The following is a 25,884-nucleotide window of genomic DNA, read 5'->3' as shown; positions in this document are numbered from 1 at the left end:
CAACGACAACTCCTGCCATGACTCACGTCGTCTCCGAAAACTGCATCAAGTGCAAGTACACCGACTGTGTGGACGTGTGCCCCGTGGACTGCTTCCGCGAAGGCCCCAACTTCCTCGTGATCGACCCCGATGAATGCATCGACTGCGCCGTGTGCATTCCCGAGTGCCCGGCCAACGCCATCTTTGCCGAGGAAGACCTGCCCCCGGACCAGATCGCGTTCATCAAGATCAATGCCGACCTGTCGCCCCAATTCAAGAGCATCACCAAGCGCAAGGCGCCCCTGCCCGACGCCGACGATTGGAACGGCAAGCCCGGCAAGGTGGCCGACCTGATCCGCTGAGCCCGCCACTGCTGCTGGCTCGACCGACCTGCCCCTGATCCCGACCCTGCCTTCGTGAACCACGCTGCTGCGCCCGGCCCCATCGAAACGGATGCCGTCGTCATCGGCGCCGGGCCGGTCGGGCTGTTCCAGGTGTTCCAGCTCGGGCTGCAGGGCATCGCGGCCCATGTGATCGACGCCCTGCCCCACGTGGGCGGCCAGTGCGCCGAGCTGTACGGCGACAAGACCATCTACGACATCCCCGGCATTCCCGTCTGCACCGGGCGCGAACTCGTCGCGCTGCTGCAGCGGCAGATCGCCCCGTTCCAGCCCGCCCTGCACCTGGGCCAGCGCGTCGCCGTGCTGGCACCGCAGCCCGACGGGCGGCTTTTGCTCCAGACCAGCGGCGGCACGCAATGGCTGGCCCGCACCGTCTTCATTGCCGCAGGCGTCGGTGCGTTCGTGCCGCGGGCCGTGAAGGCCGAAGGCATCGAGCGGTTCGAAGGCACGCAGCTGCATTACCAGGACGACGCGGCGGACACCGCTGGCCGGCACGTGGTCGTGCATGGCGGCGAAGACACCGCAGTCGCCCGGGCCATCGCCTGCGCTGAAGCGGGCCCGCAGGCCGCTGCCAGCGTGACGCTGCTGCACCGTCGCGATGCCTTCCAGGCGCCGCCCGAAGCCCTGGCGCAATTGCAGGCCCTGCGCGACGCCGGCCGCATCACGGTGGTGGCCGGGCAGATCACGGGCATCGAAGTGCACGGCGACCGCCTGGCCGCGCTGCAGCTCATCGGCCCCGACGGCGAGCCCCTGCGCCTTGCCCTCGATGTACTGATCGCCTGCCTGGGCATTTCGCCGCGCCTGGGCGCCATCGCCGACTGGGGCCTGGCCATGGAGCGCAAGCAGCTCGTGGTCGATACCGCGGCGTTTCGCACCCCCATCGCGGGCATCCACGCCGTGGGCGACATCAACACCTATCCCGGCAAGCGCAAGCTGATCCTGTGCGGATTCCACGAGGCCACGCTGGCGGCCTTCGGCGCGGCCGAATATCTGTCCGGCGCGCCCGTGGCGCTGCAATACACCACGACCAGCGCCTGGCTGCACCAGCGGCTGGGAGTGGCGGTGCCGGCGGCTGCCGCCCCCTAGAATCGCGGCTTCGCCAGGGGTGCCGCCACGACCACCACCACAGGGCAGCGGCTGAGAAAGTCCCTTTGAACCTGTTGATGTCATCATCGCGCAGGGAAGCAGCCTCCCGTCGCCACGCCCACCGCGCCGCTTTTTGCGCGCTGCCGGGCCAGCCAGCGGCCCGCGCCCCTGCTCTGCCATTCACGGAGCATCCATGCCACCTTCGCCTTCCGCCGCAGCCGCCTCCCCACCATCGGCGTCGGGCAACGACGCGCTGATCCCGGTCGGCCCCGACCGGCGCGTGTTTCGCTTCGGCGACCACGCCTCGCTGTGGTTCAGCCTCGGCGTAGGGCTGCTGGTCATGCAGGTGGGCGCGTACCTGATGCCGGCCCTGGGCACGCGCGAGGCGCTGGCCGCCATCGTGGCGGGCTCGCTGATCGGCGCCGGCCTGCTGGGCTGGGTGGCCAAGATCGGATGCGACAGCGGCCTGGCGAGCGCCGGGCTCATGCATGCCGTGTACGGGCGCGCGTTCGCGGGCCTGCCCATCGGGCTCAACATCGTGCAGCTGGCGGGCTGGGGCGCGTTCGAGCTGGTGGTGATGCGCAATGCCACGGTGGCCATCGGCCGGCAGGCCGGCGCCATGGGCGGGGCGCAATGGCCGGTGCTGGCCACGCTGCTGTGGGGCGGCGTGGTGATGCTGCTGATCAGCGGCTCCATGGTGCAACTGGTGCGCCGGCTGATCGCGCGCATCGCGCTGCCGCTGGTGGTGTTGTCGCTGCTGTGGCTGAGCTGGCAGTTCGTGTCGCTGGCGCACGCCCAGGGTTTCGCGATGTTGTGGAATCGCCCCGGCGAAGGCGGCATGGGCGTGCTGCCGGCGCTGGACCTGGTGATCGCCATGCCGATTTCCTGGCTGCCGCTGGTGGCCGACTACGCGCGCCATGGCACGAACGGCCGGGCCGCACTGCGCGGCACCTGGCTGGGCTATGCGCTGGCCAATCTGTGGTGCTATGCGCTCGGCGTTCTGGTGGCGCTCACGCTGCCCAGCCAGGATCTGGTGACGGCACTGCTGCTGGCCCAGGGCGGGCTGATCGCGCTGTCGCTGATCCTCATCGACGAGGTGGACAACGCCTATGGCGATGCGTATTCGGGCGCCGTATCGGCCCACAGCCTGGCGCCGCGCTGGGACGTGCGCCGCTGGGGCCTGGCGATGGCGGCGCTGTGCACTGCGTTGGCGCTGGTGCTTCCCATGCACAGCCTGGAGCCGTTTTTGCTGCTGCTCAGTTCGGTGTTCGTGCCGCTGTTCGGTGTGATCCTCGGTCGGCTCGCGTTCGGCGCACCGGTGCGGCAGGCCCTGGCGACGGCGCGGCGGGTGGAGTGGCTGCCGGTCGGCCTCTGGCTGGCGGGCATCGCCTGTTACCACGGGCTGCCGCGCGTGGCCCCTGCGCTGGGCGCGGCACTGCCGACGTTGTGCCTGTGCTTCTTGCTGGCTTTTGTGACGCGACCACGCCCACGCTGAAACGAGTCGCAGCGCGAGGCAAATGATCGAATCGGCCTCCAGAGCAATAAACACTAGGGCATGTAGCTATTATTTTTATAGCAAACGGCCTTCGACCCGCTTCTACCCTTGTTCGTTGTCGGCGGCTTCGTCGTTGGCTTTTTAATTGCCTGTAGCGGTCGCTGCAAGGCCATGGTGAGTGCGCTCGCCACCGAGTCTTTCAACCCGCCAGGATGCGCTGCGCTACCGGGCTGTGCCCATGGTTCAGCGGCCCGTGGCCCCGGCCGGTGTGCACGTCGGCCCCCGCTGCGATGGCCGCCAGGATGTAGGCGCGCGCCAGCTCGACGGCCTGCACCAAGGGTTCCCCGAGTGCCAGGTACGCCGCGATGGCGGACGACAGCGTGCACCCCGTGCCATGCCCGTTGTGCGTGGCGATGCGAGCGGACTGCAGCCGGTGCTGCAAGCCGCTCGGTCCGGCCAGCACGTCGATCACCCAGTCGCCCGGCAGGTGGCCGCCCTTGAGCAGCACGGCGGGCGCACCCAGGGCCAGCAGGTCCTGCGCCGCGCGGTCCAGTGCGTCGGCCCCTTGCACGGGGCGGCACAGCAGCAGCGCGGCTTCGTCGAGGTTGGGGGTGACCAGCGTGGCCAGCGGAAACAGCTCGCCCACCAGCACGCCCACGGTGTCGGGCGCGATGAGCCGGTCGCCGCTGGTGGCGACCATCACCGGGTCCAGCACCACGTGCGGCAGGCGGTAGCGGCGAATGGCGTCGGCCACCACGCGCACGGTTTCGGGCGAATGCAGCATGCCGATCTTGACGGCATCGACCCCGATGTCTTGCACCACGGCATCGATCTGCTGGCGCAGCATGTCCGGCGGCACGCCGTGGATGGCGCGCACGCCCTGGGTGTTCTGCGCGGTCAGCGCGGTGATGGCGGTCATGCCGTAGCAGCCCAGCGCGCTGAAGGTCTTGAGATCGGCCTGGATGCCCGCTCCGCCGCCGCTGTCCGATCCGGCGATCGACAGCACGCGTGCGTAGCGGCGCACGGCCGATGGCGAAGGGGTCTCTGTGTTCATGGGCAAAAATTATGGCGCATGCGCCAGGTCAAAAAGGCGGGTGACGGCTCTGTGCTGTAATCCCTGGACGGACGAAACAGGGGTGTCCCGCCCATGGCGCGCGACTGAGAAAATACCCTGGGGCCTGGCGGCCGAACCACGGCCCGCCTGCCCCGCGACCCGATCCAGATCATGCTGGCGTGGGGAGTTTCATCGGCGGACCCTTCCCGTTTTGTCCCCCTGTTGGCTTGCAGACAGACGGACCCGATGCGCCCCCTTCTCTCCCCCTCTTCCCCTTCTTCGATCGCCATTCTCGGCGCCGGCCTCATGGGCCGGCTGCTCGCGGTGGAACTGGCCCGCCAGGGCCACGCCGTCACGGTCCACGAGGCGGCCGGCCCCGATGCGCAAGGCGCTGCCGCGCGCGTCGCGGCCGCCATGCTGGCGCCGCTGGCCGAGTCCGCCGTCACCGAGCCCGGCGTGGTGCGCATGGGCCACCACGCGCTCACGCGATGGCCCCAGTTGCTGGCCCGGCTGGAATCGCCCGTGTTCTTTCAGCAGGCAGGCACGCTGATCCTCTGGCACCGCCAGGATGCGCCCGACGCCGCACGGCTGCGCGGCCAGCTCGAACGCACCAATGCCGCGCTGCCCGAACTGCCCGCGTTGCAGGTGCTGGATGCCGCGGGCGTTCAAGCGCATGAACCGGCCGTGGGCCAGCGCTTCCCCCAGGGCCTGTATCTGCCAGGCGAAGGCCAGTTGGACAACCGCCAGCTTCTGGCGGCGCTGCAAGCCAGCTTCGCCGGCCTGGGGGTGCGGGCGCTCTGGAACAGTCCACGCGCGCCCACCGACTTCTCGCCCGGCACGCCTGGCCAGCCCGACTGGGTGATCGACTGCCGGGGCCTGGGCGCGCGCACGCAGTGGAATGCGCTGCGCGGCGTGCGCGGCGAGGTCGTGCGCGTGCATGCACCCGAAGTGACGCTGCGGCGCCCCACGCGACTGGTGCACCCGCGCTATCCGATCTACATCGCGCCCAAGGAAGACCACCTGTTCGTGATCGGCGCGACCGAGATCGAATCGGACGACCTGTCACCCGCCAGCGTTCGCTCCACGCTGGAATTGCTGAGCGCAGCGTACGCGGTGCATTCCGGCTTTGCCGAGGCCCGCATCCTGGAGGTCGCCACCCAGTGCCGGCCCACCCTGCCCGACAACCTGCCCGCCATTCGCCAGGTGCGCCCGCGCGTGCTGGAGGTGAACGGCCTGTACCGGCATGGCTTCATGATCGCCCCGGCCATCCTTGATGTGGTGATGGAGTTGCTGAACGAAGGACAATCGGCGCTGGCTCCCCGTTTCGATTTGGCCCTGCACCTCGCCGAAGAGGCTGCCCTTTCTCCATGAACATCACCATCAACCAGACCGCCACCACCCTGCCGGAGCCCGCCACGGTGGCCGACGCGCTGGCCGCCATCGCCGCGCGCCCGCCCTACGCCGTGGCCGTGAACACCGTCTTCGTTCCCAACACCCAATACCACCTGCGTCAGCTCGCCCAGGGCGACCGGGTGGAAGTGATCTCGCCCGTGACGGGCGGCTGAGCGCCATGGCATCTCCATCCCCTTGCGACACCGCCACAACCGATGACGCGCTGGTCCTGTACGGCCAGCGCTTTTCCAGCCGCCTGCTGCTGGGCACGGCCCGCTATCCCTCGCCCAGCGTGCTGGAAGCCGCCGTGCAGCGCGCCCGGCCCGCCATGGTGACGGCCTCGCTGCGCCGCCAGGGCAGCAACGCGGCCGAGACCGGCAGCGGCTTCTGGAACCTGCTCAAGCGCCTGAACGTGCCCGTGCTGCCCAACACCGCTGGCTGCCACAGCGTGCAGGAGGCCATCACCACCGCGCAGATGGCGCGCGAATTGTTCAACACGCCGTGGATCAAGCTGGAGCTGATCGGCGACGACTACACCCTGCAGCCGGACACGTTGAACCTCGTCGATGCCGCCTCGCAGTTGATCCGCGACGGGTTCCAGGTGCTGCCGTACTGCACCGAAGACCTCGTGCTGTGCCAGCGCCTCGTCGATGTGGGCTGCCAGGCCGTCATGCCCTGGGCGGCGCCCATCGGCACCGGCCGCGGCCCGGTCAACCCGTATGCGCTGCAACTGCTGCGCGAGCGCCTGGATGTGCCCATGCTCGTGGACGCCGGCCTGGGACTGCCCTCGCATGCCTGCCAGGTCATGGAATGGGGCTACGACGGCGTGCTGCTGAACACCGCAGTCGCCCTGGCGCAAGACCCCGTGGCCATGGCCGGCGCCTTCGCCGACGCCGTGCATGCCGGGCACACCGCCCGCCGTGCGGGCGCCATGGCCGCGCAGGAAGCCGCCCAGCCCAGCACCCCCGTGCTGGGCACCCCTTTCTGGCATCACGACCATGGCTGAAATGCTGCACGGAAGCGCTTCGGGGCACGCTGCATCGGTGCGCGCCATCGTGGCCGCGCATGGCACCGCCTTCGCCGACTTCCCGTCCCAGCCGGCCCCCGTGCCGCTGTCGGGCGGCCCGGTATACCGAGCGGCCCTGCAGGCCTGCAGCGCATTGGGCTTTATCGCCAGCGATGCCGAGTGCCTCGCCCGGGCCTGGCAGGCACAGACGGACCGCAGCGGCGGCTTCGATGCCGCGCAGTGGCCCGATGCCCCCGAAGACTTTGGACTGCAGCCGCTGCCGCACCGCCAGCCCTTCCCCGCCTGCCCCCAGCAGCTCGGCCTCTATGCCGTGCTGCCCGACGCCCAATGGGTGGGCCGGATGGCCCGCGCCGGCGTGCCGACCGTTCAGCTGCGGTACAAGACGGACGATGCGGACACCATCGCGCCCGAAGTACGGGCCGCCGTAGCGGCCGTGCGCGGCACGCCCGCGCTGCTGTTCATCAACGACCACTGGCAAGCCGCCATCGATGCCGGCGCTTACGGCGTGCACCTGGGCCAGGAAGACCTGGACGCGTTGCAGCCCGAGCAACTGCAGGCCATTCGCGGCGCGGGCCTGCGGTTGGGCGTCAGCACCCACGGCTATGCGGAAATGGTGCGCGCCGACGCCGCATCGCCCAGCTACGTGGCCATGGGTGCGGTGTTTCCGACCACGCTCAAGAAGATGGCGACAGTGCCCCAAGGCGTGGCACGGCTGGCGGGCTATGCGCGACTGATGCGCCACTACCCGATGGTGGCGATCGGCGGCATTGGCGCGGAGCAATTCGACGAGGTGCTGGCGACCGGCGTGGGTTCGATCGCCATGGTGAGGGCCCTCGTGAATGCGGTGGACCCCGAAGGTGCCGCGCAAGACCTGATGGCCCGCATGGCCGGCTGACCAGGACTGGGCCGTCCGAATCGAAAACGCCACGGCACAGCGCGCCCCGCCATTGAAAAAGGCCCCGAGGGGCCTTTTCCTGTTTTTTGCGCGGCCCTACTTCTCCGTGCGCTTTCGCTCCAACTCTTCCAGTTCGAGCCGCAGCTCCAGTTTGTCGCTCTCCATGCCGAAGCCGATCGGCTGACCGGCCGGGGGCGGCGCGGTGACCGGCACGGGCGGCAGGTCGCTTTGCGTGAGCGGTGGTGGATCGTTCAGGTCGATGTCCAGCATGGCCTCGGAGATCGGTTTGGCGGCCAGAGGTGCAGGAATCGACTCCCACGAGAAACCGGCCGACAGCGAATCGAGGGACTGCAATTCCTGCTCGCTGCTGTTCAACGCGGGCTCGCGTGGCGCGGTCATGGGCGGCGGCGCGAAGTCGTCAGGCGGCGGCGTGAGCGGCGTGGTCCGGGTGCGCGGCGGCGGCGCGCCCCGGGCGCTGGCGGGCGTGGTCTGGGCGATGGCCAGCAGCAGCAGCAGGTCGTCGTACGCGGACAGATCGAACGGTGACGCGATCGCGTCTTCTCCGCGCCGGAACAGGCAGCCTTCCAGCGTGTCGAGCACGTCGGGCGACGACCATTCGGCCTCGATGGCCGCCAGCGCTTCGGTGTAGCTTTCCAGCGTATGGCCGGTGCGATGGAACGAAGAGAACTCCGGCACGTTCGCATTGAACTGCGCCTGGAACTGGGCGCGCAGCTGGTTGAAGCTCTCCACCCGGCTCAGCGTGTGATAAAGGCGCAGCAGCTCCAGATAAGCGAAGGGCGAGGTTTCGCCGTGCTCGGTGATGTGGCGCTTGAGCACCCCGATGGCCTGGTCGTGCTCGCCCACCGAGACGAAGAAGTCGGCCTGCTGCTGAATATCGAACAGGTCTTCCGGATGCACGATGGGCACGGCCCGCGGCACGGATGCCGCAGGGGCCGGTACAGGCGCAGGCGACGGCGCGGGCGCCTGGACGGGGGCGGGTGCGGTGGGAGCCAACGGCGCAGGGACGCTGCGCATCGAGGGTTCGGTGCGGCGCATCACCGGAGGGGGAGCGCGCTCGGGCAAGGTCGCGGCGCGGACCGGGGGCTTGACCGGCGCCGGTGCAGGCATGGGAGCAGGAGGCACCGGCACCGCCATCGGCACCGGCACCGCCATCGGCACCGGGGCCGATACCGGCCCTGGCGCAGGCACGCTGGCCCAATCGTCGGCGGGCTGCGGAGCGGTCTGAATGGACTCACGCCCCGTGGGACCGTCCCCCACCACGCCGCCTGCCGGCCCTTGGCCGCCGCTGGCAGCCACGGCATGGCTCCAGGCCAGTTCGGATTGCCGGCGTGCCCGCATCCAGATCCAGGCGGCCAGGCCGAGGGCCAGCGCCAGCAACGCCAAAAGCCCGTAGACCACGGTGGATGAAAAACGCTCGGACTCGGCCGCTTCGAGTTGCTGCTTGAGTTCGGCCGCAGCGGTGCGCTCCGACGCGGCCTGGGCGCGCTGGGTCGCCACTTCCGCTTCCAGCCTGCCGGTGCGTGCTGCGGACTGCTGCAGTTCTTCCACGGGCGTATTCAGGGCCTTCCACAAGGCAGCGGCTTCGGTGCGCTGCGGGCTGGCATCGGCGGCGGTGGGTGCGACCATTTCCGGCGCGGCGCGCAATGGCAAAGGTGCATCGAGCCAGACGTCCAACGGCTCCATCACCAGGCGTGGGCGTTCGGCGGGTGCCGGCTCCGGTGCCCGGGGAATCGCCGCCCGGCCGGGCGCTGGCGCGTTACTGGCGCGCGCGCGGGTGGCCGAAGCCGGGGAGCGCGGTTCTGTCCGGGGTGGGCGAGCAGTGCCAGTGCCCGTGCCGGCCGGGCGGGTCCCAGCGCCGGTCGCCCGCTCGCTGGACGCACCGGCCCCTGAAGAGGCGCCATTGGCGCCAGCGCGGGGTCGGGCCAGCTGGCCGATGTCCACGGGACGGGAGGCGCCGACTGCCGACTCGGGCAACTGCGCAAAAAATGTGTAGTTTCGTGTAACACCACCGCGGCAACCAGCGGTCAGGGTGGCGGTCAGAATGGGTTCGTCGGCCGAGACATTGGCCTGCACTCTGACGGCGGTGGAACGGCCGGCAGCGACCGGCAGCGGCGTGACACGCACCTTCGAATCGGGAATGGGCGTTTCGCCGGAAACAAGCCGGGCCGCCACGCAGGAGGCATCCACATCGGTTCCTGGATCGGGCTGGATCTCGAAGACCAGATCCACCGGAGCCCCCAGAACGACCGCCCCGCGGCTAGCGCCCAGCGAAAGGGCCGTGGCGCTGCAGACAACCATCGACAAACTTGCACCAAGAATCGCGTTACTTATTTTCACAACAGTTTCTTTTTTGTTCGGCCCATTCTGGCACATAAGTACTCCCCAATAAGCCGCCGCCATAATGCGCCCCATGATCAGCAACCCCTTCTCAACCGTGGGCATCGTAGGCACAGGTGCCATGGGCCATGGCATTGCCCAGATGGCGGTACAGGCCGGCAGCAATGTTCTTCTATTTGACGCGCGTCCCGATTCTGCGGGCGAAGCGATTCACCATATCAAGCAGCAATTGCTGCGCCTTGTAGGCAAGGGCCGCGTGTCCGAAAGCCAGGCCTCCGAGTGGCAATCACGGGTAACGGCGGTGTCCTCCCTCGAAGATCTGGCGCCATGCGACCTGATCGTGGAGGCCATTGTGGAGCGCCTCGACGCCAAGCAGTCGCTTTTTGCGCAGATGGAACGCATTGTCGCCACAGAAACAGTGCTTGCAAGCAACACCTCGTCACTTTCGGTGACGGCCATTGGAGCGGCGCTCAAACACCCCCAGCGATTGGCGGGTTTTCATTTCTTCAATCCCGTGCCGTTGATGAAGGTGGTGGAGGTGATCGCCGGCCTGCGCACCGACCCTGCCGTGTGCGAGCGGCTGGCGGCCCATGCCCGCTGCATGGGCCACACGCCCGTGCGGGCGCAGGACACGCCGGGCTTCATCGTCAACCATGCGGGCCGCGGCTTCGGCACCGAGGCCCTGCGCATCGTGAACGAAGGCATTACCGATTTCGCCACGGTGGACCGCATCCTGCGCGATCAGGTCGGGTTCAAGCTGGGGCCTTTCGAGCTGATGGACCTGACGGCGCTGGACGTGTCGCATCCGGTCATGGAGTCGATCTACCACCAGTATTTCGAAGAGCCTCGCTACCGCCCCAGCGTGATCACCGCCCAGCGCCTGGCCGGTGGCATGCTCGGCAGGAAAACGGGCGAGGGCTTCTACCGCTACGCCGACGGCGCCGCGCAGGTGCCGGCCGAGCCACCCGTGCCGGTCGTGGACACGGTGCCGCCGGTCTGGGTGTCGCCCCGCGCCGCGCGCCGGGCCGAGCTGTACCAGTTGCTCAAGGACCTGGGCGCGCAGGTCGAAACCGGCACGTCGCCCTCGCCCACCGCCATCACGCTGGTAGCGCCCCTGGGCTTCGACATCACCACAGTGGCCGTGGTGGAGCGGCTCGACCCCGCACGCACGATCGGCATCGACGTGCTGGTGGAAGACACGGCCACGCGCCGCCGCGTGCTGGCCACCAACCCCGCAACGCGCGTGGACATCCGCAATGCGGCCCACGCGCTCTTCGCACGCGACGGCAAGCCGGTGAGCGTGATCCGCGACAGCGGCGGCTTCGTCACGCAGCGCGTGGTGGCCACCATCGTGAACATCGCGAGCGACATCTGCCAGCAAGGCATCTGCAGCCCTGCCGACCTGGAAACGGCGGTCACGCTGGGCCTGGGGTATCCGCTCGGGCCTTTGGCCATGGGCAACCGCTGGGGACCGACCAACATCCTGGAAGTGCTGTTCAACATGCAGACGGTGTACGGCGACACGCGTTACCGCCCCAGCCCCTGGCTGCGCCGGCGCGGTGCGATCGGGCTCAGCCTGCTGCACGAAGAAGAGTAAAAGCGCCACAGTCCGCACGCAGTCCCCTTCACAGGCCGGACAGGTGTCCGGCCCTTCTTTCGTCGTTCCATCACCTTAGGCGCCCATGCCCGCACAGCTTCAGAGCACCACCCACGGCCAGACCCTCGTGCTGACCATTCGCCACCCGGAGATGCGCAACGCGCTCGATCCGGCCATCTACGCGGCGGGCATCGAAGCACTGAACGGCACCGAACGCGGCACGGACGTGCGCAGCGTGGTGATCACCGGCGCCGACGGCACGTTCTGCGCAGGCGGCAATCTGCAGCGGCTGTTGGCACGGCGCCAGGAAAACGCCGAAGCGCAGGCGCAGGGCGTGGAGGCGCTGCACCACTGGATCGAAACCATCCGCGCCTACCCGAAGCCTGTGATCGCGGCGGTCGAGGGCGCCGCGGCGGGCGCAGGCTTTTCGCTCGCGCTGGCGTGCGACCTGATCGTGGCCGCGCGCAATGCGACCTTCACCACGGCATACAGCAACATCGGCCTGTCGCCCGACGGCGGCGCGAGCTGGAGCCTTGCCCACGCCCTGCCGCGCCAATTGGCCAGCGAGATGCTGATGGGCGGCGGCAAGGTGGAGGCCGAACGGCTGCACGCGCTGGGCGTGGTCAACCGGCTTTCGCAGGCCGGCTCGGCACTGGCCTGCGCACTGGAGTTGGCCGGCACACTGAACGGCCGCGCACCCAATGCGCTGGCGAGCATGAAGGAGCTGATCGGCGACGCCCCGCAGAACACGCTCACCGCCCAACTGGCCCAGGAGCGCCAGCACTTCGTGCGCAACCTGCAGCACCCCAATGCCGGCGAAGGCATCTCCGCGTTTCTGGAAAAGCGCGACGCCCGCTATCAATAAGATAGCAAAAAAGACATAGAAAACAGCGGCGCGGGGCATATTTCCCTTGCGCTTTCAGCGAATGCCCGTCACGGCGGCAGGCGCTGCGCAGCTGCGCGCGTTCGCCAGACACACAGGCGACAGCCTCGGGACAACGAGAGGCGGTGGCGCCGGTCCCCCGCGCGACAATGAAAGTGCTACCAGTCACCCAAAAGACAGACCATGGACGACCCCATTCTTACCATCGAAGAACGTGAAGCGATCAACACCGGTCGCTGGTTCTCTTCCCTGTCCCCCTCTCTGCGGCACGACATTCTCCGATGCGCGTACGTCAAACGTTTCAAGGACGGCGGCCTGATCGCCGCCCGCGGCGACCCGCCCGAGGAGTGGATCGCCTGCGCGCGCGGTGCGGTGCGGGTGAGCTCCACGTCGATCTCGGGCAAGCAGATCACGCTCACGTATGTGGAGCCCGGCATCTGGTTCGGCGACGTGGCGATCTTCGACGGGGACCGCCGCACGCACGATGCCTATGCGCACGGCGACACGACCATCCTGTGCGTGGCCAAGGCCGACTTCCGCAAGATCCTGAACGCGCACGTGGAGTTCTACGAAGCCATGCTGCGGCTGCATGCACGGCGCATCCGCCAGCTCTACGGCCTGGTGGAAGACCTCAACACCCTGCCGCTGCGCGCGCGGCTGGCCAAGCAGTTGCTGCACCTGGTGCGCAGCTACGGCATTCCCAGCTTGTCGGACGGGCGCGAGATGCGCATCGGCCTGCAACTGGCGCAGGAAGAACTGGCGCAGTTGCTGGGCGCATCGCGCCAGCGCGTGAACCAGGAACTGAAATCGATGGAGCGCGAGGACGCCATCCGCATCGAACCCGGCGGCCTCGTGGTGCGTGACCGCGAAGCCCTGATGCGCATCGCAGAAACCGACAACTGACCGCCGCCCCACACTCCAGCCTTCGCACTCCATGAGCAACTACGACCACTTCATCGGCACCCGGCCCGTCTCCGAGCAGCACGCGTTCGACACCCAGGCCCTGAGCGACTGGCTGGGCCGGCACCTGGAAGGCTTTCAAGGTCCGCTGACGGTGGAGATGTTCAAGGGCGGCCAGTCCAATCCGACCTACAAGCTCGTCACGCCCCAGCGCAGCTACGTGATGCGCGCCAAGCCCGGGCCGGTCGCCAAGCTGCTGCCATCGGCCCATGCGATCGAGCGCGAATTCGCCGTGATGAGCGGGCTGGCAGGCACCGACGTGCCCGTGCCGCAGATGCATGTGCTGTGCGAGGACGAATCGGTGATCGGCCGCGCCTTCTATGTGATGGAGTTCATGGAAGGCCGCGTGCTGTGGGACCAGTCGCTGCCCGGCCTGCAGCCGGCCGAGCGCGGCGCCATCTACGACGAGATGAACCGCGTGATCTCGGCGCTGCACAGCGTGCGCTTCGCCGAGCGGGGGCTGGCCAGCTACGGCAAGCCGGGCAACTACTTCGACCGACAGATCGGCCGCTGGAGCAAGCAATACGCCGCCTCCATCACCCAGCCCATCGAAGAGATGGACCGGCTCATGGAATGGCTGCCGGCGCACATTCCGGCCAGCGCGCGCGACGAGAACCGCGTGTCCATCGTGCATGGCGACTTCCGGCTCGACAACCTGATGTTCCACCCCACCGAGAACCGCGTGATCGCGGTGCTGGACTGGGAGCTGTCCACCCTGGGCCACCCGCTGGCCGATTTCAGCTACCACTGCATGGCCTGGCACATCCCGCCGGGCATGTTCCGCGGCATCGCCGGGCTGGACATCGCCGCGCTGGGCATTCCGGACGAAGCCGAGTACATCCGCCGCTACTGCGAACGCACCGGCTTCACCACGCCCGAGGCGCTGCGCGCCGACTGGAACTTCTACCTGGCCTACAACCTGTTCCGGCTCGCCTCGATCCTGCAAGGCATCGCCAAGCGGGTCGAAGCCGGCACCGCCTCCAGCGCCCAGGCCCGCACTTCGGGCGAAGGGGCGCGGCCCCTGGCCCAGATGGCCTGGGGATTCGCCCAGCGCATGTGACCCCATGGCGGGCGCCGCTGCCGCGCCTGCCAGCCCCAGCCTTTCAAACGGAGAACCCCGATGGATTTTGATTACTCCCCCAAGACCCAGGACCTGCAGGCCCGCCTGCGCCAGTTCATGGACGACCACATCTACCCCTCGGAGCCCGCCTATGCCGCAGAACTGGCGGCCAACACCGCCGCAGGCAAGCGCTGGACGGCGCTGGACACCATCGAACAGCTCAAGCCCAAGGCCCGCGCCGCCGGGCTGTGGAACCTGTTTCTACCCGTGGACAGCGCGGCGGCTTCGGGCTACGACGGCGCGGGATTGACCAACCAGGAATACGCGCCCCTCGCCGAAATCATGGGCCGCGTTCCATGGGCCAGCGAGGTGTTCAACTGCTCGGCACCCGACACCGGCAACATGGAAACCATCGCCCGCTACGGCAGCGACGAGAACAAGGCGCGCTGGCTCAAGCCGCTGCTGGAGGGCAAGATCCGCTCGGCCTTCGCCATGACCGAACCCGACGTGGCATCGAGCGACGCGACCAACATCGAGACGCGCATCGAACGCGACGGCGACGAATACGTCATCAACGGGCGCAAATGGTGGATCTCCGGCGCGGCGGACCCGCGCTGCGCGGTGTTCATCACCATGGGCAAGAGCGATCCCGAAGCGGCCCGCCATTCGCAGCAGAGCATGGTGCTGGTGCCCGCCGATGCGCCCGGCATTCGCGTGCTGCGCCCGCTGAACGTGTTCGGCTACGACGACGCACCCCACGGCCACGTGGAGATGGTGTTCGAGAACGTGCGCGTGCCCGCCTCCAACATCCTGCTGGGCGAGGGCCGCGGCTTCGAGATCGCCCAAGGCCGCCTGGGCCCTGGCCGCATCCACCATTGCATGCGCCTCATCGGCCTGGCTGAACGCGCGCTCGAACTGATGTGCCGCCGCGCCAGCAGCCGCACGGCCTTCGGCAAGACAGTGGCACAGCAGACCGTGACGCAGGAGCGCATCGCCGAAGCGCGCTGCAAGATCGACATGGCACGCCTGCTCACGCTGAAAGCCGCCTGGCTGATGGACGTGGCGGGCAACAAGGTCGCCCGCACCGAGATCGCCATGATCAAGGTGGTGGCGCCCAGCATGGCCTGCCAGGTGATCGACTGGGCCATGCAGGTGCACGGCGGCGGCGGCATGTGCGATGACTTCCCGCTCGCCTACGCCTACGCCAACGCACGCACCCTGCGCTTTGCCGATGGCCCGGACGAAGTGCACCGCAATGCCATCGCGAAGTGGGAGCTGGGCAAATACGCGCCCTACGGCAGCACCGTGGAGCCGCCCATCACGCGCGGTTGCTGAGGTTGCAAGGTAAGGCCGCCCATCCATTCACAAAAAGGTGCCGCGCTGCCTCAAGTGGCGGTGCTCAGCCCTCGTCGGCAGCACCGTGCGGCAGATGCTGCATGGCGCTGCGGGCTGCTTCATGCAGCAGCATCACCGCATCCGCCAGCGCGTGCAGGTGATCGCCCGGGTACTGCATGCGCAGCGATACCTTGCCGCGCGCCACCATGAGCATCAGCGGCGGGGCTTTGGGCGGGCGCACGCCCGAGGCTTCGGGCTCGCCCTGGCTGGGCAGCAGCATTTCCAGCAGATGCGAAATCATCGTTTCCTGAACCCAGCGCTTGGCATGGCCACCGCCCTCGCCCACCACGGCGAAGTGCTGCCAGAAAGCGAGCGGCACGCCGGGCCAGGCCATTTCCTCGAACACGGCCAGCCAGCGCACTTCTTCCGGCAGATCGCCGGTGAGGGAGGTTTGCAGCGTGTCGGTGAAGGCACCGTAGGCCTCGCCCTCCAGCGCTTCCTTGAGCGGGCGGGACACGAGCATCAGCGCCAGGTCGGGCCGCACGCCGACGTCGATGCGGGCACGCAGTTCGGTGCCCCGCAGGTAGTGGCGCTGGGGCGCGCCGCACTCCAGCCGCCAGGTGTGGCCTTCGTACTGGCCCAGCAGCAGAAAGCCGCCGGGCTCCGCGGTGCGGGAGAAAGCCAGGCCTTGCGCGGCCGCCCACTGCTCCGTCTCTTCCAGCGAGACGGGGCGCGGAGGATCGTCGGGGCGAATGCCCAGGGCGAAGGCTTTGCGAAAGCGCTCGAACATGGCGTGAAAATCCGGGGGAACGAAAAAGAAGCGTCCATTATTCGCCCAAACCCGCAGGTGATGCCCGCAAGGGCTGGCATGCACCGCACTTTCCACCCCTCGGCAATGCCACGCACGCCACGCCCGCCGCTCCAGACACCTCAGCCGCTTCCGCCGCCTTCACCCGCATGACCGCCACGCCAGCCCATCCGAACACCGCCCACCACCGCCGTGCGGTCATCGCCGCCGCCGCTGCACTGGTCCTGCTGCCCTGCCCCGGCGCCTGGGCTGCGGGCGCCGCCACCTGGCCGCCCGAGGGCACGTCGGAGCATGCCTTGCAACTGGTGCGCTGGGTGCAGGGCACCGCGGACAACGGCGGGCTGCCGTTCGCCGTGATCGACAAGCTGCACGCGCGCATGCATGTGTTCGCGCCCGACGGCCGATGGCGCGGCAGCGCGGCGGTGCTGCTGGGTTCGGCGCGTGGGGACGCCACGGTGCCGGGCATCGGCGACAGGCCGCTGTCGCAGATCCGGCCGCAAGAGCGCACGACGCCCGCCGGCCGCTTCCTGACCGAGCCCGGCCTGAACCTGCGGGGCGACGACATCGTCTGGATCGATTACGACGCCGCCGTCTCCCTGCACCGCCTGCGCAGCGTGAGCCCTGCCGAACGCCGCCGTGAACGGCTGACCCACGGCAGCGCAGAGGACAAGCGCATCTCCTATGGCTGCGTGAATGTGGACGCGGCGTTCTACGACCGGCTCATCGCGCCGGTGTTCGGCCAGTCGGCCGGCGTGGCCTACATCCTGCCCGACACCTGGCCGTTTGCTACTGTTTTCGTAGCTGCCAGCGCTTATCGATAAAGCGCCAGAGGCCTTTTTGACTCAAACCGCCGGGCGCTCCAGCCGGAACACGGCCCGGCGTTCCCCCACGGGCACGCCGCGTGCGCTCAGCAGCGGCGCGGATCGCCAGGGCTGCAATGCCTCGCGCTGCGCGGCGCTCAGCCAGCCGAGCTGGTCCAGCACCTCGACGCTGGCCGCGACCTGCGCGGTCATGTTGCCATCCATGACCTTGAGCGCGAACGCCTCTGCGCGGCTGCGGCTGCCCAGCACCTGGACGCCATCGGCGCCGGTCTTGGACACCCAGTCGCCGCCGCCGATGCGCATGAAGTCGGCATCGTGCCGCCCGGTGCCCGAGCCCAGCGCGGGGAACGCCACCATGGCATCGGCCAGCGGCGCCAGGTGCTGCCCCAGCTCACCATCGTCCGGCGCCTCGCCGGCCAGCCGGGCATAGCCCCGCGCCAGGTGGGCGAGCGGCATGGCGTAGTTGGGGGCCGAGCAACCGTCGATGCCCATCGCCATGTCGCCGGGCGACAGCCCCACGGCATTGGCCACCTCGTTTCGCACCTGGGCCTGCAGTGGGTGCGCGGGATCGGTGTAGTCGGCGAACGGCAGGCCCTGCTGCACGCAATAGGCCACGAATCCCGTGTGCTTGCCGCTGCAGTTGTGGTGGCGTTCGTCCGGCACGAAACCCGGTGCCAGCGCGCCGAGCCCCAGGGCCGCGAACATCGGCACATGGCAGCCGCAGCGCAGAACGGTGTGGGGCTGGCCCACGCTGTCCAGCATGCCCTGCACCACCTCCACATGCTGCGCCTCGCCGTTGTGGCTGGCGCACAGCAGGGCCAACTCGCGCTCGCCCCAGCCCAGGGCCTGCACGCCGCCGGAGCGCAGCAGCGGCAGCGCCTGGAAGGCCTTGATGGTCGAGCGGGTGAACACCCGCGAAAAAGGGTCGCCCACCTGGGCCAGCAGCCGGCCGTGCCGGTCCGTCACGGCCACCGAGCCCGCGTGCAGGCTTTCCGGGATTCCACTGCGGGTGAGTTCGATCAATGGGGCATGTCGCATGGGTTCGCTCGCTTTCTGAATGAAGCCGCAAGCTGCAACAGCCGGCCCGCGGGCACTGGGGGCTACCGGCCGAAAAAAGGTCGCGGTCTCAATGCGGCAGCACGATGCCGCCCGATACGCGAAAGCCCACCGTCGGCCCACCGGCCTTGCCCAGCGGCACCCCGAGCGCGATCAGCCCGGTGCCGTGCAGCAGGCAGGCATCGCGGCGCAGGTTGACGACGGTGCTGCCGCCCCCGAAGTGCACCCAGGTGCCGAAGCTGCTGAGGTCGGTGAGCACGAAGGTGCCGTTGCGCCAGTCGATGCGGGCGTGCAGGCGCGAAACGCGCGGGTCGGACACATGCACCTGCGCCTGCGCGGCCCGGCCCAGGTGCACGGGCGCTTGCGCCGACAAGAAGGCGCGGTGCGCGCCGCCCCAGGACAGCTCCAGGCAAGCGCTGCCCGAATCGAGCGGCACCACCGCGCTGGGCAGCGCCGCCTGCATGGTGATCGAATCGCCCTCTTCGCCGTCGCGCCACTCGACCTGGTACATCACGATGGGCTCGGACCGGCCGCGCAGGTCCATGGCGCCCAGGCGCACGAACCCGGTGCCGTCCACCGAACCGGCTTGCTCGACGGTGGCTTCAGTCGCCCAGATCTCGCGCGGGCCGGCGCGTTCGGACAGGCGGGCCGCCACGTTCACGGCGTCTCCGTAGCAGTCGCCATCCACCTGCACGATCTCGCCGCTGGCCAGGCCCGCCCGCAGGTCCAGGCGCAGTTCGCGCGGCCAGGCGTGCATCCGCTGGCGGTGGCTGCGCATCATCGCGGCCATGGCGGCCACCCCGGCCGCACCGTCTTCGAACACCCCCAGAACGCCATCGCCCAGCGTCTTGACCACCCGGCCACCGTGCGAGGTGACGGTTTCGCCGATCCAGTCGGTCAACTGGGTGACGGCGGCGGTCGCGCGCTCGTTGCCAACGGCTTCGAACAGCGCGGTGCTGCCTGCGATGTCGGCGAACACGACGGTGTGAACGGGGTTGCCGAAGGGCGTCATGGCGCCACCTCCGGGCCCATGCCGGGCGCAGCCCTAGCCGCCATCACGCGGCGATGGTTGAGAGCGCAGGGGCAGGAAAGGGTCGATAAAGCGTGCAAGCACGCGAGAGGAGCAGGCACGTGAAAGAAAGAATGGAAACGGAATGCAAATTATGGGGCCGACATCGCCGCCGTGCAGCGCGCGGCACCGCCGGGGCACCGCCGTGGTGCCAGCGCCTTGTCAGTGGGTGTGTCCCCAGTACAACAGCGCATCCCGCCCTTCCACCGACAGCGACACCGACGCCCCCACGGGCAGCAGCACCTTGGTGGCCACGTGTCCATAAGGCAGATTGGTGAGCACGGGCGCCTTGATCTGCGTGCGCAGCCAGTCCACCACGCTCTGCAGCTTGAAGCCCTTGTCGTGCGGCGCCAGCCGGTACTCGGTGAACTGGCCCAGGATCACGGCCTTTTGCTGCGCCAGCACACCGGCGTGCAGCAATTGGGTGAGCAGACGCTCCACGCGGTAGGGGTGCTCGCTCACGTCTTCGATGAACAGAATGCCGCCGCGCACCGCGGGCAGGTAAGGCGTGCCCACCAGCGAGCCGAGCACCGCCAGGTTGCCGCCCCACAATTGAGCGCTTTTGACGTAGATATCGCGCACGGCAGGCTGGCCGGCGGCATTGGGCTTTTCGGCGTTCATGCGCCAGCCGCTGCCCTCGCCGTGGCCGGTGAGCAGGTCGTCCAGGCAGGCCAGCATGATGTCGTCGGGCTCGCCCTGGGTGCCCAGGTCGCCCACCAGCGAAGGGCCTGCCCAGGTGATGGCGCCGGTCTTGGCCAGCAGTGCATTCTGGAACGCCGTGAAATCGCTCACGCCCACGAAGCGGGTGCCGCCCGCCACCGCCTTGGCCACCGCCTTGTAGCGGATGCCCGGCAGGATGCGGGTGAGGCCGTAGCCCCCGCGCGAGATCAGCGCCAGGTCGGCGCCGCTGGCGGCCGCGCGGTGGATGGCGGCGAGCCGGGTGGCGTCGTCGCCGGCGAACCGCGTGTGGACGGCAAGGGCATCGGCATCCACCTCGACCTCATGGCCCATGGCTTTGAGGCGGGCCACGCCGCGCTTGAAGGCCGCCTTGTCGCGCACGGCCCCGGAGGGCGAATAGATGTAGATGTGCCGGGGACCGTGGTCATGGCCGCAATGGGCATGGTCGTCGTGGGAAGCAAGGGACAAGGCATTCAGGCCGCGCGGGCCCGCTCCGGTGGATGCGGTGTGTGCGCCGGAGCCATGCCGGCGCGCTAGAGGCGGAAGTATTCCACAGCCTGCGCGGCGATCCCGGCGCCCTGCTCCGGCACGAAATGCCCGGCACCGGCCAGCGCCACGGGTGGCGGACTGCCCCGCACCGCCGCGTGCAGCGCCTGCATGGCGGCCAGGCCCAAGGCGGCGTCGGGCGTGCCCCCGACCAGCAGGCTGCGGCCGGTCCATTCGTTTTGCCAGAAGGCCGCCGCCTCGCGGGCGATGGCGCTGCCCTCTGGCCCCTGCCACCGGGCCAGCGGCAAGGCTCGCAGCGCCGCACGAAAGCCGGGGTCGGGAAACGGCGCGTCGTACGCCACCTGGTCCTGCTCGGAAAGGCGCTGGCCGCACGCCTGCGCCATCAGGCGCCCGGCGCCGCCCGGGCTGCGGCCCGCGCGGGCGCAATCGGCCTGCCACGCCGCCCAGCCGGCCGGCAGCAGCGCTTCGGTGCCTGCCAGCCAGGTGTTCATGGCCAGCAGCCCTTGGAACCGGCCGGGCAAGGCCATGGGCAACGTCATTCCCAGCGCCCCGCCCCAGCCGTGGACCACCAGCACCGTGCGGCGCAGGTCCAGCCGTTCGATGCATTCGATCAGCACCTGCCGGTGCCACTCGAGTCGGTGCGCGGCTTCCTTCTTGGGTTTGTCGCTGCGGCCGAAGCCGATCAGGTCGGGCACCACCACGCGGTCGCCCGCGGCAGCGAACACGGGCAGCATGTGCCGGTACAGGTAGCTGCCGGTCGGCAGGCCGTGCAGGCACAGCCAGGTGCGGGCGGCGTCGCGCGGGCCTTCGTCCAGATAGTGCAGCCGCAGGCCGCCGAGCGAGGGCAGATCGCTCAGGTAGTGCGGCGCCCAGGCATGGCCGACCAAGCTGTCGAAGGCCGAGTCGGGCGTGCGCAGGGCATCGTCGCGCAGCGGATGCGCGGCCAGGGCCAGCGCGCGCTGCTGGCCGCGCCGCTGGCGAAAAAAGCCGCTCAGCACGGCGCCGCACTCGTCGGCCAGCACGCCGCGCCGCACCTCGGTGTGGTGGTTGAGCTTCGGCTCGGCGAACAGGTCCACCACCGAGCCCGCCGCTCCGGTCTTGGCGTCCGCCGCGCCATACACCACGCGCGGCAAGCGGGCGTGCAGCATGGCACCGCTGCACATGGCGCAGGGTTCGAGGGTGACGTAGAGCGTGCAGCCGTCGAGCCGGTAGTTGCCCAAACATGCCGCCGCGGCCCGAAGCGCCGCGATCTCGGCGTGGGCCGTGGGGTCGTGCCCGGCGATGGGGGCATTGCGGCCCGTGGCGATCACTTCGCCGCCGCACACCACCACGGCGCCCACGGGCACCTCGCCGGCCTCGCCCGCGGCACGGGCCTCGGCCAGGGCCAGGCGCATCCAGGGGGCGTCGTCATCCTCGGCCGCAAGGGTCATTTGCTATTACTTTTATAGCTGCCAGCGCATGATTTCCTAGGGCGGGAGGCCGATTTCACTTGGATTCGTCTTCCGGCATGGGCCGGGCCTGCTGCATGAGGGCCTCGACCTGCTGCTTGACCTGTTGCTGCACCTGCTGGCTTTGTTCGCGCACCGTCGTGGCCGAGGCGCTGCTGGCCGGCGGCTGCGCGCCCGGCACCGAAACCACCGGCACCGCAACCCGGGTGGCGCCCATCTGCCTTTTCACCAGCACCGCGACGATCGCCAGGGCCACCAGCAGGCCCACCAATCCGAATCCCATGCGCATGGTCAGTTCTCCGTGTGTTGCGCGAGCGGCAGCGGCATCGCGCCGTGCCGGACGTTGATCGAGCCCGCCGCGCCGCCATCGCCGGCCCGGGCGACAGCCGCGCGCAGCGCCAACGCCCGAAGGCCCCGTTCAGGGGCCGGAACCTCAGAAAAAATCGCGAAAGGCAGGGCATCGGCGGCGGCATCGGGCGAAGCCGCCACTGTAACGAATAACCCACCCGCCGCGCCGTTCGCCCCCACGCTGGCCGGGCAGCCGGGCAGCCGGGCTGCTGGAATGCGCTACCCGGACATCAGCGCCAGGCTCAGTTCAGCGCCACCCGCGCGTTCGCGGGGTAGTGGTACAGCGTGACGGCCGGGGCCGTCAACTCGCCCTTGGGCGTGAACGCGATGTTGGCGGTCACGCCCTTGTACTGGGTCTTGGCCAGAAACGGCGTGTAGGCCTTGGGGTCCACCGAGTCGGCGCGCTTCATCGCGTCCACCAGCACCATGGCCGCGTCGTAGGCATACGGGCTGTAGATCTGGAACTGGCCGGGGAACTTGGCGTCGTAGCGCTTCTTCCAGTCGGCACCGCCTTGCATCTTGGTGACCGAGGCACCGCCGGTGGCGCAGGTCACGTTCTTCAGCACGGCCGCCTTGGACGACAGGTCGGGCAGCTTCTCGGTGCACAGCGCGTCGCCGCCGAAATACTTCACCGATCCCAGGCCCAGCTGCTCCATCTGGCGCAGCATGGGGCCGGCCTGGGCATCGAGGCCGCCGTAGAAGATGCCGTCCGGCTTCTTGGATTTGATGGAGGTGAGGATGGCCATGAAGTCCGTGGCCTTGTCGTTGGTGAACTCCTCGGACACCACCGTCAGGCCCTTTTGCAGCGCCGTGGCCTTGAACACCGCCGCCACGCCCTGGCCGTAGGCCGTGCGGTCGTCGATGATCGCCACGGTCTTGAGCTTGAGGTGGTCCGCCGCATACAGCGCCAGCGCCGCGCCCAGTGCGCTGTCGTTGGCGATCAGGCGGAAGGTGGTCTTGTAGCCGGGCTTGGTCAGATCCGGATTGGTGGCGGCTGCCGTGATGTGCGGCAGATCGCACTTGTCATAGATGGAGGACGCGGGAATCGACGTGCCCGACTGAAGGTGGCCGACCACGCCCGCCACCTTCAGGTCGCACAGCTTCTGGGCCACGCCCGTCGCCTGGCGCGGGTCGCCGGCATCGTCTTCGGCGGCCAGTTCGAAGCGGATCTTCTTGCCACCGATGACCAGGTTCCGGCCGTTGAGGTCGTCCACCGCCATGCGCACACCGTTTTCGGTGTCCTTGCCGATGTGGGCGATGCCGCCCGAAAGGGGGCCGACATGGCCGATCTTGACGGTCTGCACATCCTGGGCCATGGCGGCACCAGAGGCGGCAAAGGCCACACAGGCCAGCGCGGTGGCGCGCAGGGAAAAACACAGTCGGGAAGCATTCGGCACGGTCAAAGTCTCCATCCTTTTTGTCAAAAAACCGCCAGGGCCGGCGGCAAGGCGTGCGTATGCTAGCCGCGCCGCGCACCGATTTCGGGATAAACCGCACCAATGCAGTGCAGATTGCGGGGCATTCGCGGTGCTAATGCCGGGCTGCCCAGCCCTGGGCGGGTAGGCACCGGCAGCGCCCGCTGGGATAATCGCGCCCCATGTCCCTGCTGCCCCACCAGATCGAACTGCTTTCCCCGGCCCGCGACGCCGACATCGGCATCGAAGCCATCAACCACGGGGCCGACGCCGTGTATATCGGCGGCCCGGCCTTCGGTGCCCGGGCCGGCGCAGGCAACGATCTGCGCGACCTGGAGCGCCTGATCCACCACGCCCACCGCTTTCACAGCCGCATCTTCATCACGCTCAACACGATCTTGCGCGACGATGAACTGGAAGGCGCCCGGCAAATGGCCTGGCAGGTGTACAACGCCGGGGCCGACGCGCTCATCATCCAGGACATGGGCTTGCTGGAGCTGGACCTGCCGCCCATCCAGTTGCACGCCAGCACCCAGACCGACATCCGCACGCCCGAGAAAGCCCGCTTCCTGCAGGACGCGGGGCTGTCGCAGATCGTGCTGGCGCGCGAACTCGACCTGCAGGAGATCGCCGCAGTGCGCGCCGCCACCGGCCCGGCACGCACCACCATCGAATTTTTCGTGCACGGCGCGCTGTGCGTGGCGTATTCGGGCCAGTGCTACATCACCCATGCGCACACCGGCCGCAGCGCCAACCGGGGCGATTGCAACCAGGCCTGCCGCCTGCCCTACGAAGTGCTGGACAGCAGCGGCCGCATCATCGCCCACGAAAAGCACGTGCTGTCGATGAAGGACAACAACCAGAGCGACAACCTGGCCGCGCTCATCGACGCCGGCGTGCGCAGCTTCAAGATCGAAGGCCGCTACAAGGACATGGGCTACGTGAAGAACATCACGGCGCACTACCGCAAGCTGCTGGACGAGATCATCGAGCAGCGCGAGTTCTCGGCCGAGCCGCTGGCGCGGTCATCGTCGGGCCGCACGACCTTCACCTTCACGCCCGATCCGGACCAGAACTTCAACCGCGAGTTCACCGACTATTTCGTCAATGGCCGCAAGGACGACATCGGCGCGTTCGACACGCCCAAGACGCCCGGCCGTGCCATCGGCTGGGTGACCAAGGTGGGCGAGAACTTCGCCGAACTCGAACTGTCCAGCCCCGACACCGTGCTGCACAACGGCGACGGCCTGTGCTACTACGACCTGCAAAAGGAACTGGTCGGCCTGCAGATCAACCGCGCCGAGGCCGTCAACGCCAGGAAGGGCCTGTGGCGCGTGTTTCCCAAAGACCCCATCGCCGGGTTCAAGGACCTGCGCCGTGGCCTGGAGATCAACCGCAACCGCGACATGGACTGGGTGCGCACGCTCGACAAGAAGTCGAGCGACCGGCGCATCGGCCTGTGGGCGCAACTGTCCGAAACGCCCGATGGCTTCGATCTCACGCTGACCGACGAGGACGGCTTCGTCGGCAGCGCGGCCATCGTGCACCCGCACCAGCCCGCCACCGACGGGCCCCAGGCCGAGGCCACCCTGCGCGAGCAGCTGGGCCGCTTCGGCGCCACGGTGTTCTCCGTGCACGACATCGCTGTGAGCCTCTCTCAGCCCTGGTTCATTCCGGCCTCCGCCTTGAACCCGCTGCGCCGCGACGCGGTGGCCGCGCTCGAATCCGCCCGTGCCGCCGGTCTGGTGCGCCTGCCGCGCGCCGAGCCGGTGCAGCCGCCGGCGCCCTTCCCCGAAGACACGCTCACGTACCTGGCCAATGTGTTCAACCAGAAGGCGCACGACTTCTACATGAAGCACGGCGTGAAGGTGATCGACGCGGCCTACGAGTCGAAGGAAGAGGAAGGCGAAGTCAGCCTGATGATCACCAAGCACTGCGTGCGCTTTTCGATGAGCCTGTGCCCCAAGCAGGCCAAGGGCGTGATCGGCGTGAAGGGCACGATCAAGGCCGAGCCGCTGCAGCTCATCAACGGCAAGGAAAAGCTCACCCTGCGCTTCGACTGCAAGCCGTGCGAGATGCACGTGGTCGGCAAGATGAAGAAGTCGGTGATCAACCAGCACGCCAAGGACATGCAGGCCGTGCCCATGCAGTTCTATCGCACGCGCCCGGCTGCGGGCAAAGCCACCACCGCATAAAGCACAGATGAGATGGC

At 68.8% G+C, this 25,884-nt stretch carries 24 protein-coding genes; 14 read left to right on the top strand and 10 right to left on the bottom strand.

Annotated elements, in window-relative coordinates:
- Positions 1–17: 17 nt before the first annotated feature.
- The 3 genes from fdxA (at position 18) to AVHM3334_RS01985 (ending at position 2,961) form a co-directional block, all read left to right on the top strand.
- Positions 18–341 (top strand): ferredoxin FdxA, encoded by a 324-nt coding sequence (gene fdxA, locus AVHM3334_RS01995; RefSeq protein WP_284409199.1) that lies wholly within the window; start codon positions 18–20, stop codon positions 339–341.
- Between the two features lie 54 nt (positions 342–395).
- A complete protein-coding gene (locus tag AVHM3334_RS01990) occupies positions 396–1,466 on the top strand; it encodes an NAD(P)/FAD-dependent oxidoreductase (protein ID WP_284409198.1) in 1,071 nt (356 codons plus the stop codon).
- A gap of 193 nt (positions 1,467–1,659) precedes the next feature.
- Positions 1,660–2,961, top strand: a complete 1,302-nt coding sequence (locus AVHM3334_RS01985; RefSeq protein ID WP_284409196.1) for a purine-cytosine permease family protein — start codon at positions 1,660–1,662, stop codon at positions 2,959–2,961.
- Positions 2,962–3,160: 199 nt separating this feature from the next.
- On the opposite strand, the gene thiD is transcribed toward AVHM3334_RS01985, so the two are convergent.
- The gene (gene thiD / locus AVHM3334_RS01980) at positions 3,161–4,015 is read right to left on the bottom strand and encodes a bifunctional hydroxymethylpyrimidine kinase/phosphomethylpyrimidine kinase (RefSeq protein WP_284409194.1); all 855 of its coding nucleotides are present in this window, start codon (positions 4,013–4,015) and stop codon (positions 3,161–3,163) included.
- A gap of 246 nt (positions 4,016–4,261) precedes the next feature.
- Between thiD and AVHM3334_RS01975 the strand changes: the two genes are divergently transcribed.
- The 4 genes from AVHM3334_RS01975 to AVHM3334_RS01960 are packed head-to-tail and all read left to right on the top strand — an operon-like array spanning position 4,262 to position 7,329.
- Positions 4,262–5,386 carry an FAD-dependent oxidoreductase gene (locus AVHM3334_RS01975; protein ID WP_284409192.1) on the top strand — a complete coding sequence of 375 codons (1,125 nt, stop codon included), beginning with the start codon at positions 4,262–4,264 and terminating at the stop codon, positions 5,384–5,386.
- Positions 5,383–5,580: a sulfur carrier protein ThiS gene (gene thiS, locus AVHM3334_RS01970; protein ID WP_284409190.1), complete on the top strand. Its 198-nt coding sequence runs from the start codon at positions 5,383–5,385 to the stop codon at positions 5,578–5,580. Before AVHM3334_RS01975 ends, thiS begins: the two co-directional genes overlap by 4 nt.
- A gap of 5 nt (positions 5,581–5,585) precedes the next feature.
- Positions 5,586–6,413 carry a thiazole synthase gene (locus AVHM3334_RS01965; protein WP_284409188.1) on the top strand — a complete coding sequence of 276 codons (828 nt, stop codon included), beginning with the start codon at positions 5,586–5,588 and terminating at the stop codon, positions 6,411–6,413.
- Complete coding sequence (locus AVHM3334_RS01960; protein WP_284409186.1) at positions 6,406–7,329, top strand: thiamine phosphate synthase; 924 nt, start codon at positions 6,406–6,408, stop codon at positions 7,327–7,329. The genes AVHM3334_RS01965 and AVHM3334_RS01960 overlap by 8 nt, the downstream gene beginning before the upstream one ends.
- Before the next feature lie 96 nt (positions 7,330–7,425).
- Here AVHM3334_RS01960 and AVHM3334_RS01955 read toward each other — a convergent pair whose 3' ends face one another.
- Positions 7,426–9,648, bottom strand: a complete 2,223-nt coding sequence (locus AVHM3334_RS01955; RefSeq protein ID WP_284409184.1) for a hypothetical protein — start codon at positions 9,646–9,648, stop codon at positions 7,426–7,428.
- Positions 9,649–9,760: 112 nt separating this feature from the next.
- Here AVHM3334_RS01955 and AVHM3334_RS01950 point away from each other — a divergent pair, with 112 nt between their 5' ends.
- From AVHM3334_RS01950 to AVHM3334_RS01930, 5 genes are all read left to right on the top strand, one after another.
- Positions 9,761–11,284, top strand: coding sequence for a 3-hydroxyacyl-CoA dehydrogenase (locus AVHM3334_RS01950; protein ID WP_502869831.1), 1,524 nt, complete (start codon positions 9,761–9,763; stop codon positions 11,282–11,284).
- Positions 11,285–11,369: 85 nt separating this feature from the next.
- Positions 11,370–12,149, top strand: a complete 780-nt coding sequence (locus tag AVHM3334_RS01945; protein ID WP_284409180.1) for an oxepin-CoA hydrolase, alternative type — start codon at positions 11,370–11,372, stop codon at positions 12,147–12,149.
- A gap of 201 nt (positions 12,150–12,350) precedes the next feature.
- Positions 12,351–13,070: a Crp/Fnr family transcriptional regulator gene (locus AVHM3334_RS01940; RefSeq protein WP_284409178.1), complete on the top strand. Its 720-nt coding sequence runs from the start codon at positions 12,351–12,353 to the stop codon at positions 13,068–13,070.
- A gap of 31 nt (positions 13,071–13,101) precedes the next feature.
- On the top strand, positions 13,102–14,187 hold the full coding sequence (locus AVHM3334_RS01935) for a phosphotransferase (RefSeq protein ID WP_284409177.1): 1,086 nt from the start codon (positions 13,102–13,104) through the stop codon (positions 14,185–14,187).
- A gap of 60 nt (positions 14,188–14,247) precedes the next feature.
- Positions 14,248–15,522 (top strand): acyl-CoA dehydrogenase family protein, encoded by a 1,275-nt coding sequence (locus tag AVHM3334_RS01930; protein WP_284409175.1) that lies wholly within the window; start codon positions 14,248–14,250, stop codon positions 15,520–15,522.
- A 64-nt stretch (positions 15,523–15,586) separates the two neighbouring features.
- Here AVHM3334_RS01930 and AVHM3334_RS01925 read toward each other — a convergent pair whose 3' ends face one another.
- Positions 15,587–16,312 carry a hypothetical protein gene (locus AVHM3334_RS01925; RefSeq protein ID WP_284409173.1) on the bottom strand — a complete coding sequence of 242 codons (726 nt, stop codon included), beginning with the start codon at positions 16,310–16,312 and terminating at the stop codon, positions 15,587–15,589.
- 167 nt (positions 16,313–16,479) lie between these two features.
- Between AVHM3334_RS01925 and AVHM3334_RS01920 the strand changes: the two genes are divergently transcribed.
- Positions 16,480–17,151 (top strand): hypothetical protein, encoded by a 672-nt coding sequence (locus AVHM3334_RS01920; protein WP_284409171.1) that lies wholly within the window; start codon positions 16,480–16,482, stop codon positions 17,149–17,151.
- A gap of 21 nt (positions 17,152–17,172) precedes the next feature.
- Here AVHM3334_RS01920 and AVHM3334_RS01915 read toward each other — a convergent pair whose 3' ends face one another.
- The 7 genes from AVHM3334_RS01915 to AVHM3334_RS01885 all read right to left on the bottom strand — a co-directional run bounded on the left by AVHM3334_RS01915 (position 17,173) and on the right by AVHM3334_RS01885 (position 23,636).
- Positions 17,173–18,189, bottom strand: coding sequence for an asparaginase (locus tag AVHM3334_RS01915; protein WP_284409169.1), 1,017 nt, complete (start codon positions 18,187–18,189; stop codon positions 17,173–17,175).
- Between the two features lie 88 nt (positions 18,190–18,277).
- The gene (locus tag AVHM3334_RS01910; protein ID WP_284409167.1) at positions 18,278–19,219 is read right to left on the bottom strand and encodes an adenylate/guanylate cyclase domain-containing protein; all 942 of its coding nucleotides are present in this window, start codon (positions 19,217–19,219) and stop codon (positions 18,278–18,280) included.
- A 219-nt stretch (positions 19,220–19,438) separates the two neighbouring features.
- Positions 19,439–20,422: an LD-carboxypeptidase gene (locus AVHM3334_RS01905; protein ID WP_284409165.1), complete on the bottom strand. Its 984-nt coding sequence runs from the start codon at positions 20,420–20,422 to the stop codon at positions 19,439–19,441.
- Positions 20,423–20,487: 65 nt separating this feature from the next.
- A complete protein-coding gene (tadA, locus tag AVHM3334_RS01900; RefSeq protein ID WP_284409163.1) occupies positions 20,488–21,891 on the bottom strand; it encodes a tRNA adenosine(34) deaminase TadA in 1,404 nt (467 codons plus the stop codon).
- Between the two features lie 55 nt (positions 21,892–21,946).
- Positions 21,947–22,198 carry a hypothetical protein gene (locus tag AVHM3334_RS01895; protein WP_284409162.1) on the bottom strand — a complete coding sequence of 84 codons (252 nt, stop codon included), beginning with the start codon at positions 22,196–22,198 and terminating at the stop codon, positions 21,947–21,949.
- A 2-nt stretch (positions 22,199–22,200) separates the two neighbouring features.
- Complete coding sequence (locus tag AVHM3334_RS01890; protein ID WP_284409161.1) at positions 22,201–22,398, bottom strand: hypothetical protein; 198 nt, start codon at positions 22,396–22,398, stop codon at positions 22,201–22,203.
- Positions 22,399–22,499: 101 nt separating this feature from the next.
- Positions 22,500–23,636: a branched-chain amino acid ABC transporter substrate-binding protein gene (locus AVHM3334_RS01885; RefSeq protein ID WP_502869836.1), complete on the bottom strand. Its 1,137-nt coding sequence runs from the start codon at positions 23,634–23,636 to the stop codon at positions 22,500–22,502.
- A 218-nt stretch (positions 23,637–23,854) separates the two neighbouring features.
- On the opposite strand from AVHM3334_RS01885, the gene AVHM3334_RS01880 reads away from it, so the two are divergent.
- Positions 23,855–25,867, top strand: coding sequence for a peptidase U32 family protein (locus tag AVHM3334_RS01880; RefSeq protein WP_284409157.1), 2,013 nt, complete (start codon positions 23,855–23,857; stop codon positions 25,865–25,867).
- Positions 25,868–25,884: the final 17 nt, after the last annotated feature.

Source organism: Acidovorax sp. SUPP3334, assembly GCF_030159055.1.
Lineage (GTDB): Bacteria > Pseudomonadota > Gammaproteobacteria > Burkholderiales > Burkholderiaceae_C > Paracidovorax.
Note: the sequence above shows the minus strand (reverse complement) of the source record. Positions and strands in the feature narration are given on the sequence as shown.

What these genes read in the sequence shown, in the direction of transcription:
- AVHM3334_RS01945 (WP_284409180.1), top strand. Translation starts at nt 11,370, where the DNA reads ATGCCCGCACAGCTTCAGAGCACCACCCACGGCCAGACCCTCGTGCTG.
- thiD (WP_284409194.1), bottom strand. Translation starts at nt 4,015, where the DNA reads ATGAACACAGAGACCCCTTCGCCATCGGCCGTGCGCCGCTACGCACGC.
- AVHM3334_RS01895 (WP_284409162.1), bottom strand. Translation starts at nt 22,198, where the DNA reads ATGCGCATGGGATTCGGATTGGTGGGCCTGCTGGTGGCCCTGGCGATC.
- AVHM3334_RS01935 (WP_284409177.1), top strand. Translation starts at nt 13,102, where the DNA reads ATGAGCAACTACGACCACTTCATCGGCACCCGGCCCGTCTCCGAGCAG.
- fdxA (WP_284409199.1), top strand. Translation starts at nt 18, where the DNA reads ATGACTCACGTCGTCTCCGAAAACTGCATCAAGTGCAAGTACACCGAC.
- AVHM3334_RS01920 (WP_284409171.1), top strand. Translation starts at nt 16,480, where the DNA reads ATGACCGCCACGCCAGCCCATCCGAACACCGCCCACCACCGCCGTGCG.
- thiS (WP_284409190.1), top strand. Translation starts at nt 5,383, where the DNA reads ATGAACATCACCATCAACCAGACCGCCACCACCCTGCCGGAGCCCGCC.
- AVHM3334_RS01915 (WP_284409169.1), bottom strand. Translation starts at nt 18,189, where the DNA reads ATGCGACATGCCCCATTGATCGAACTCACCCGCAGTGGAATCCCGGAA.
- AVHM3334_RS01955 (WP_284409184.1), bottom strand. Translation starts at nt 9,648, where the DNA reads ATGGTTGTCTGCAGCGCCACGGCCCTTTCGCTGGGCGCTAGCCGCGGG.
- AVHM3334_RS01925 (WP_284409173.1), bottom strand. Translation starts at nt 16,312, where the DNA reads ATGTTCGAGCGCTTTCGCAAAGCCTTCGCCCTGGGCATTCGCCCCGAC.
- AVHM3334_RS01965 (WP_284409188.1), top strand. Translation starts at nt 5,586, where the DNA reads ATGGCATCTCCATCCCCTTGCGACACCGCCACAACCGATGACGCGCTG.
- AVHM3334_RS01910 (WP_284409167.1), bottom strand. Translation starts at nt 19,219, where the DNA reads ATGACGCCCTTCGGCAACCCCGTTCACACCGTCGTGTTCGCCGACATC.
- tadA (WP_284409163.1), bottom strand. Translation starts at nt 21,891, where the DNA reads ATGACCCTTGCGGCCGAGGATGACGACGCCCCCTGGATGCGCCTGGCC.
- AVHM3334_RS01985 (WP_284409196.1), top strand. Translation starts at nt 1,660, where the DNA reads ATGCCACCTTCGCCTTCCGCCGCAGCCGCCTCCCCACCATCGGCGTCG.
- AVHM3334_RS01950 (WP_502869831.1), top strand. Translation starts at nt 9,761, where the DNA reads ATGATCAGCAACCCCTTCTCAACCGTGGGCATCGTAGGCACAGGTGCC.
- AVHM3334_RS01880 (WP_284409157.1), top strand. Translation starts at nt 23,855, where the DNA reads ATGTCCCTGCTGCCCCACCAGATCGAACTGCTTTCCCCGGCCCGCGAC.
- AVHM3334_RS01960 (WP_284409186.1), top strand. Translation starts at nt 6,406, where the DNA reads ATGGCTGAAATGCTGCACGGAAGCGCTTCGGGGCACGCTGCATCGGTG.
- AVHM3334_RS01975 (WP_284409192.1), top strand. Translation starts at nt 4,262, where the DNA reads ATGCGCCCCCTTCTCTCCCCCTCTTCCCCTTCTTCGATCGCCATTCTC.
- AVHM3334_RS01940 (WP_284409178.1), top strand. Translation starts at nt 12,351, where the DNA reads ATGGACGACCCCATTCTTACCATCGAAGAACGTGAAGCGATCAACACC.
- AVHM3334_RS01930 (WP_284409175.1), top strand. Translation starts at nt 14,248, where the DNA reads ATGGATTTTGATTACTCCCCCAAGACCCAGGACCTGCAGGCCCGCCTG.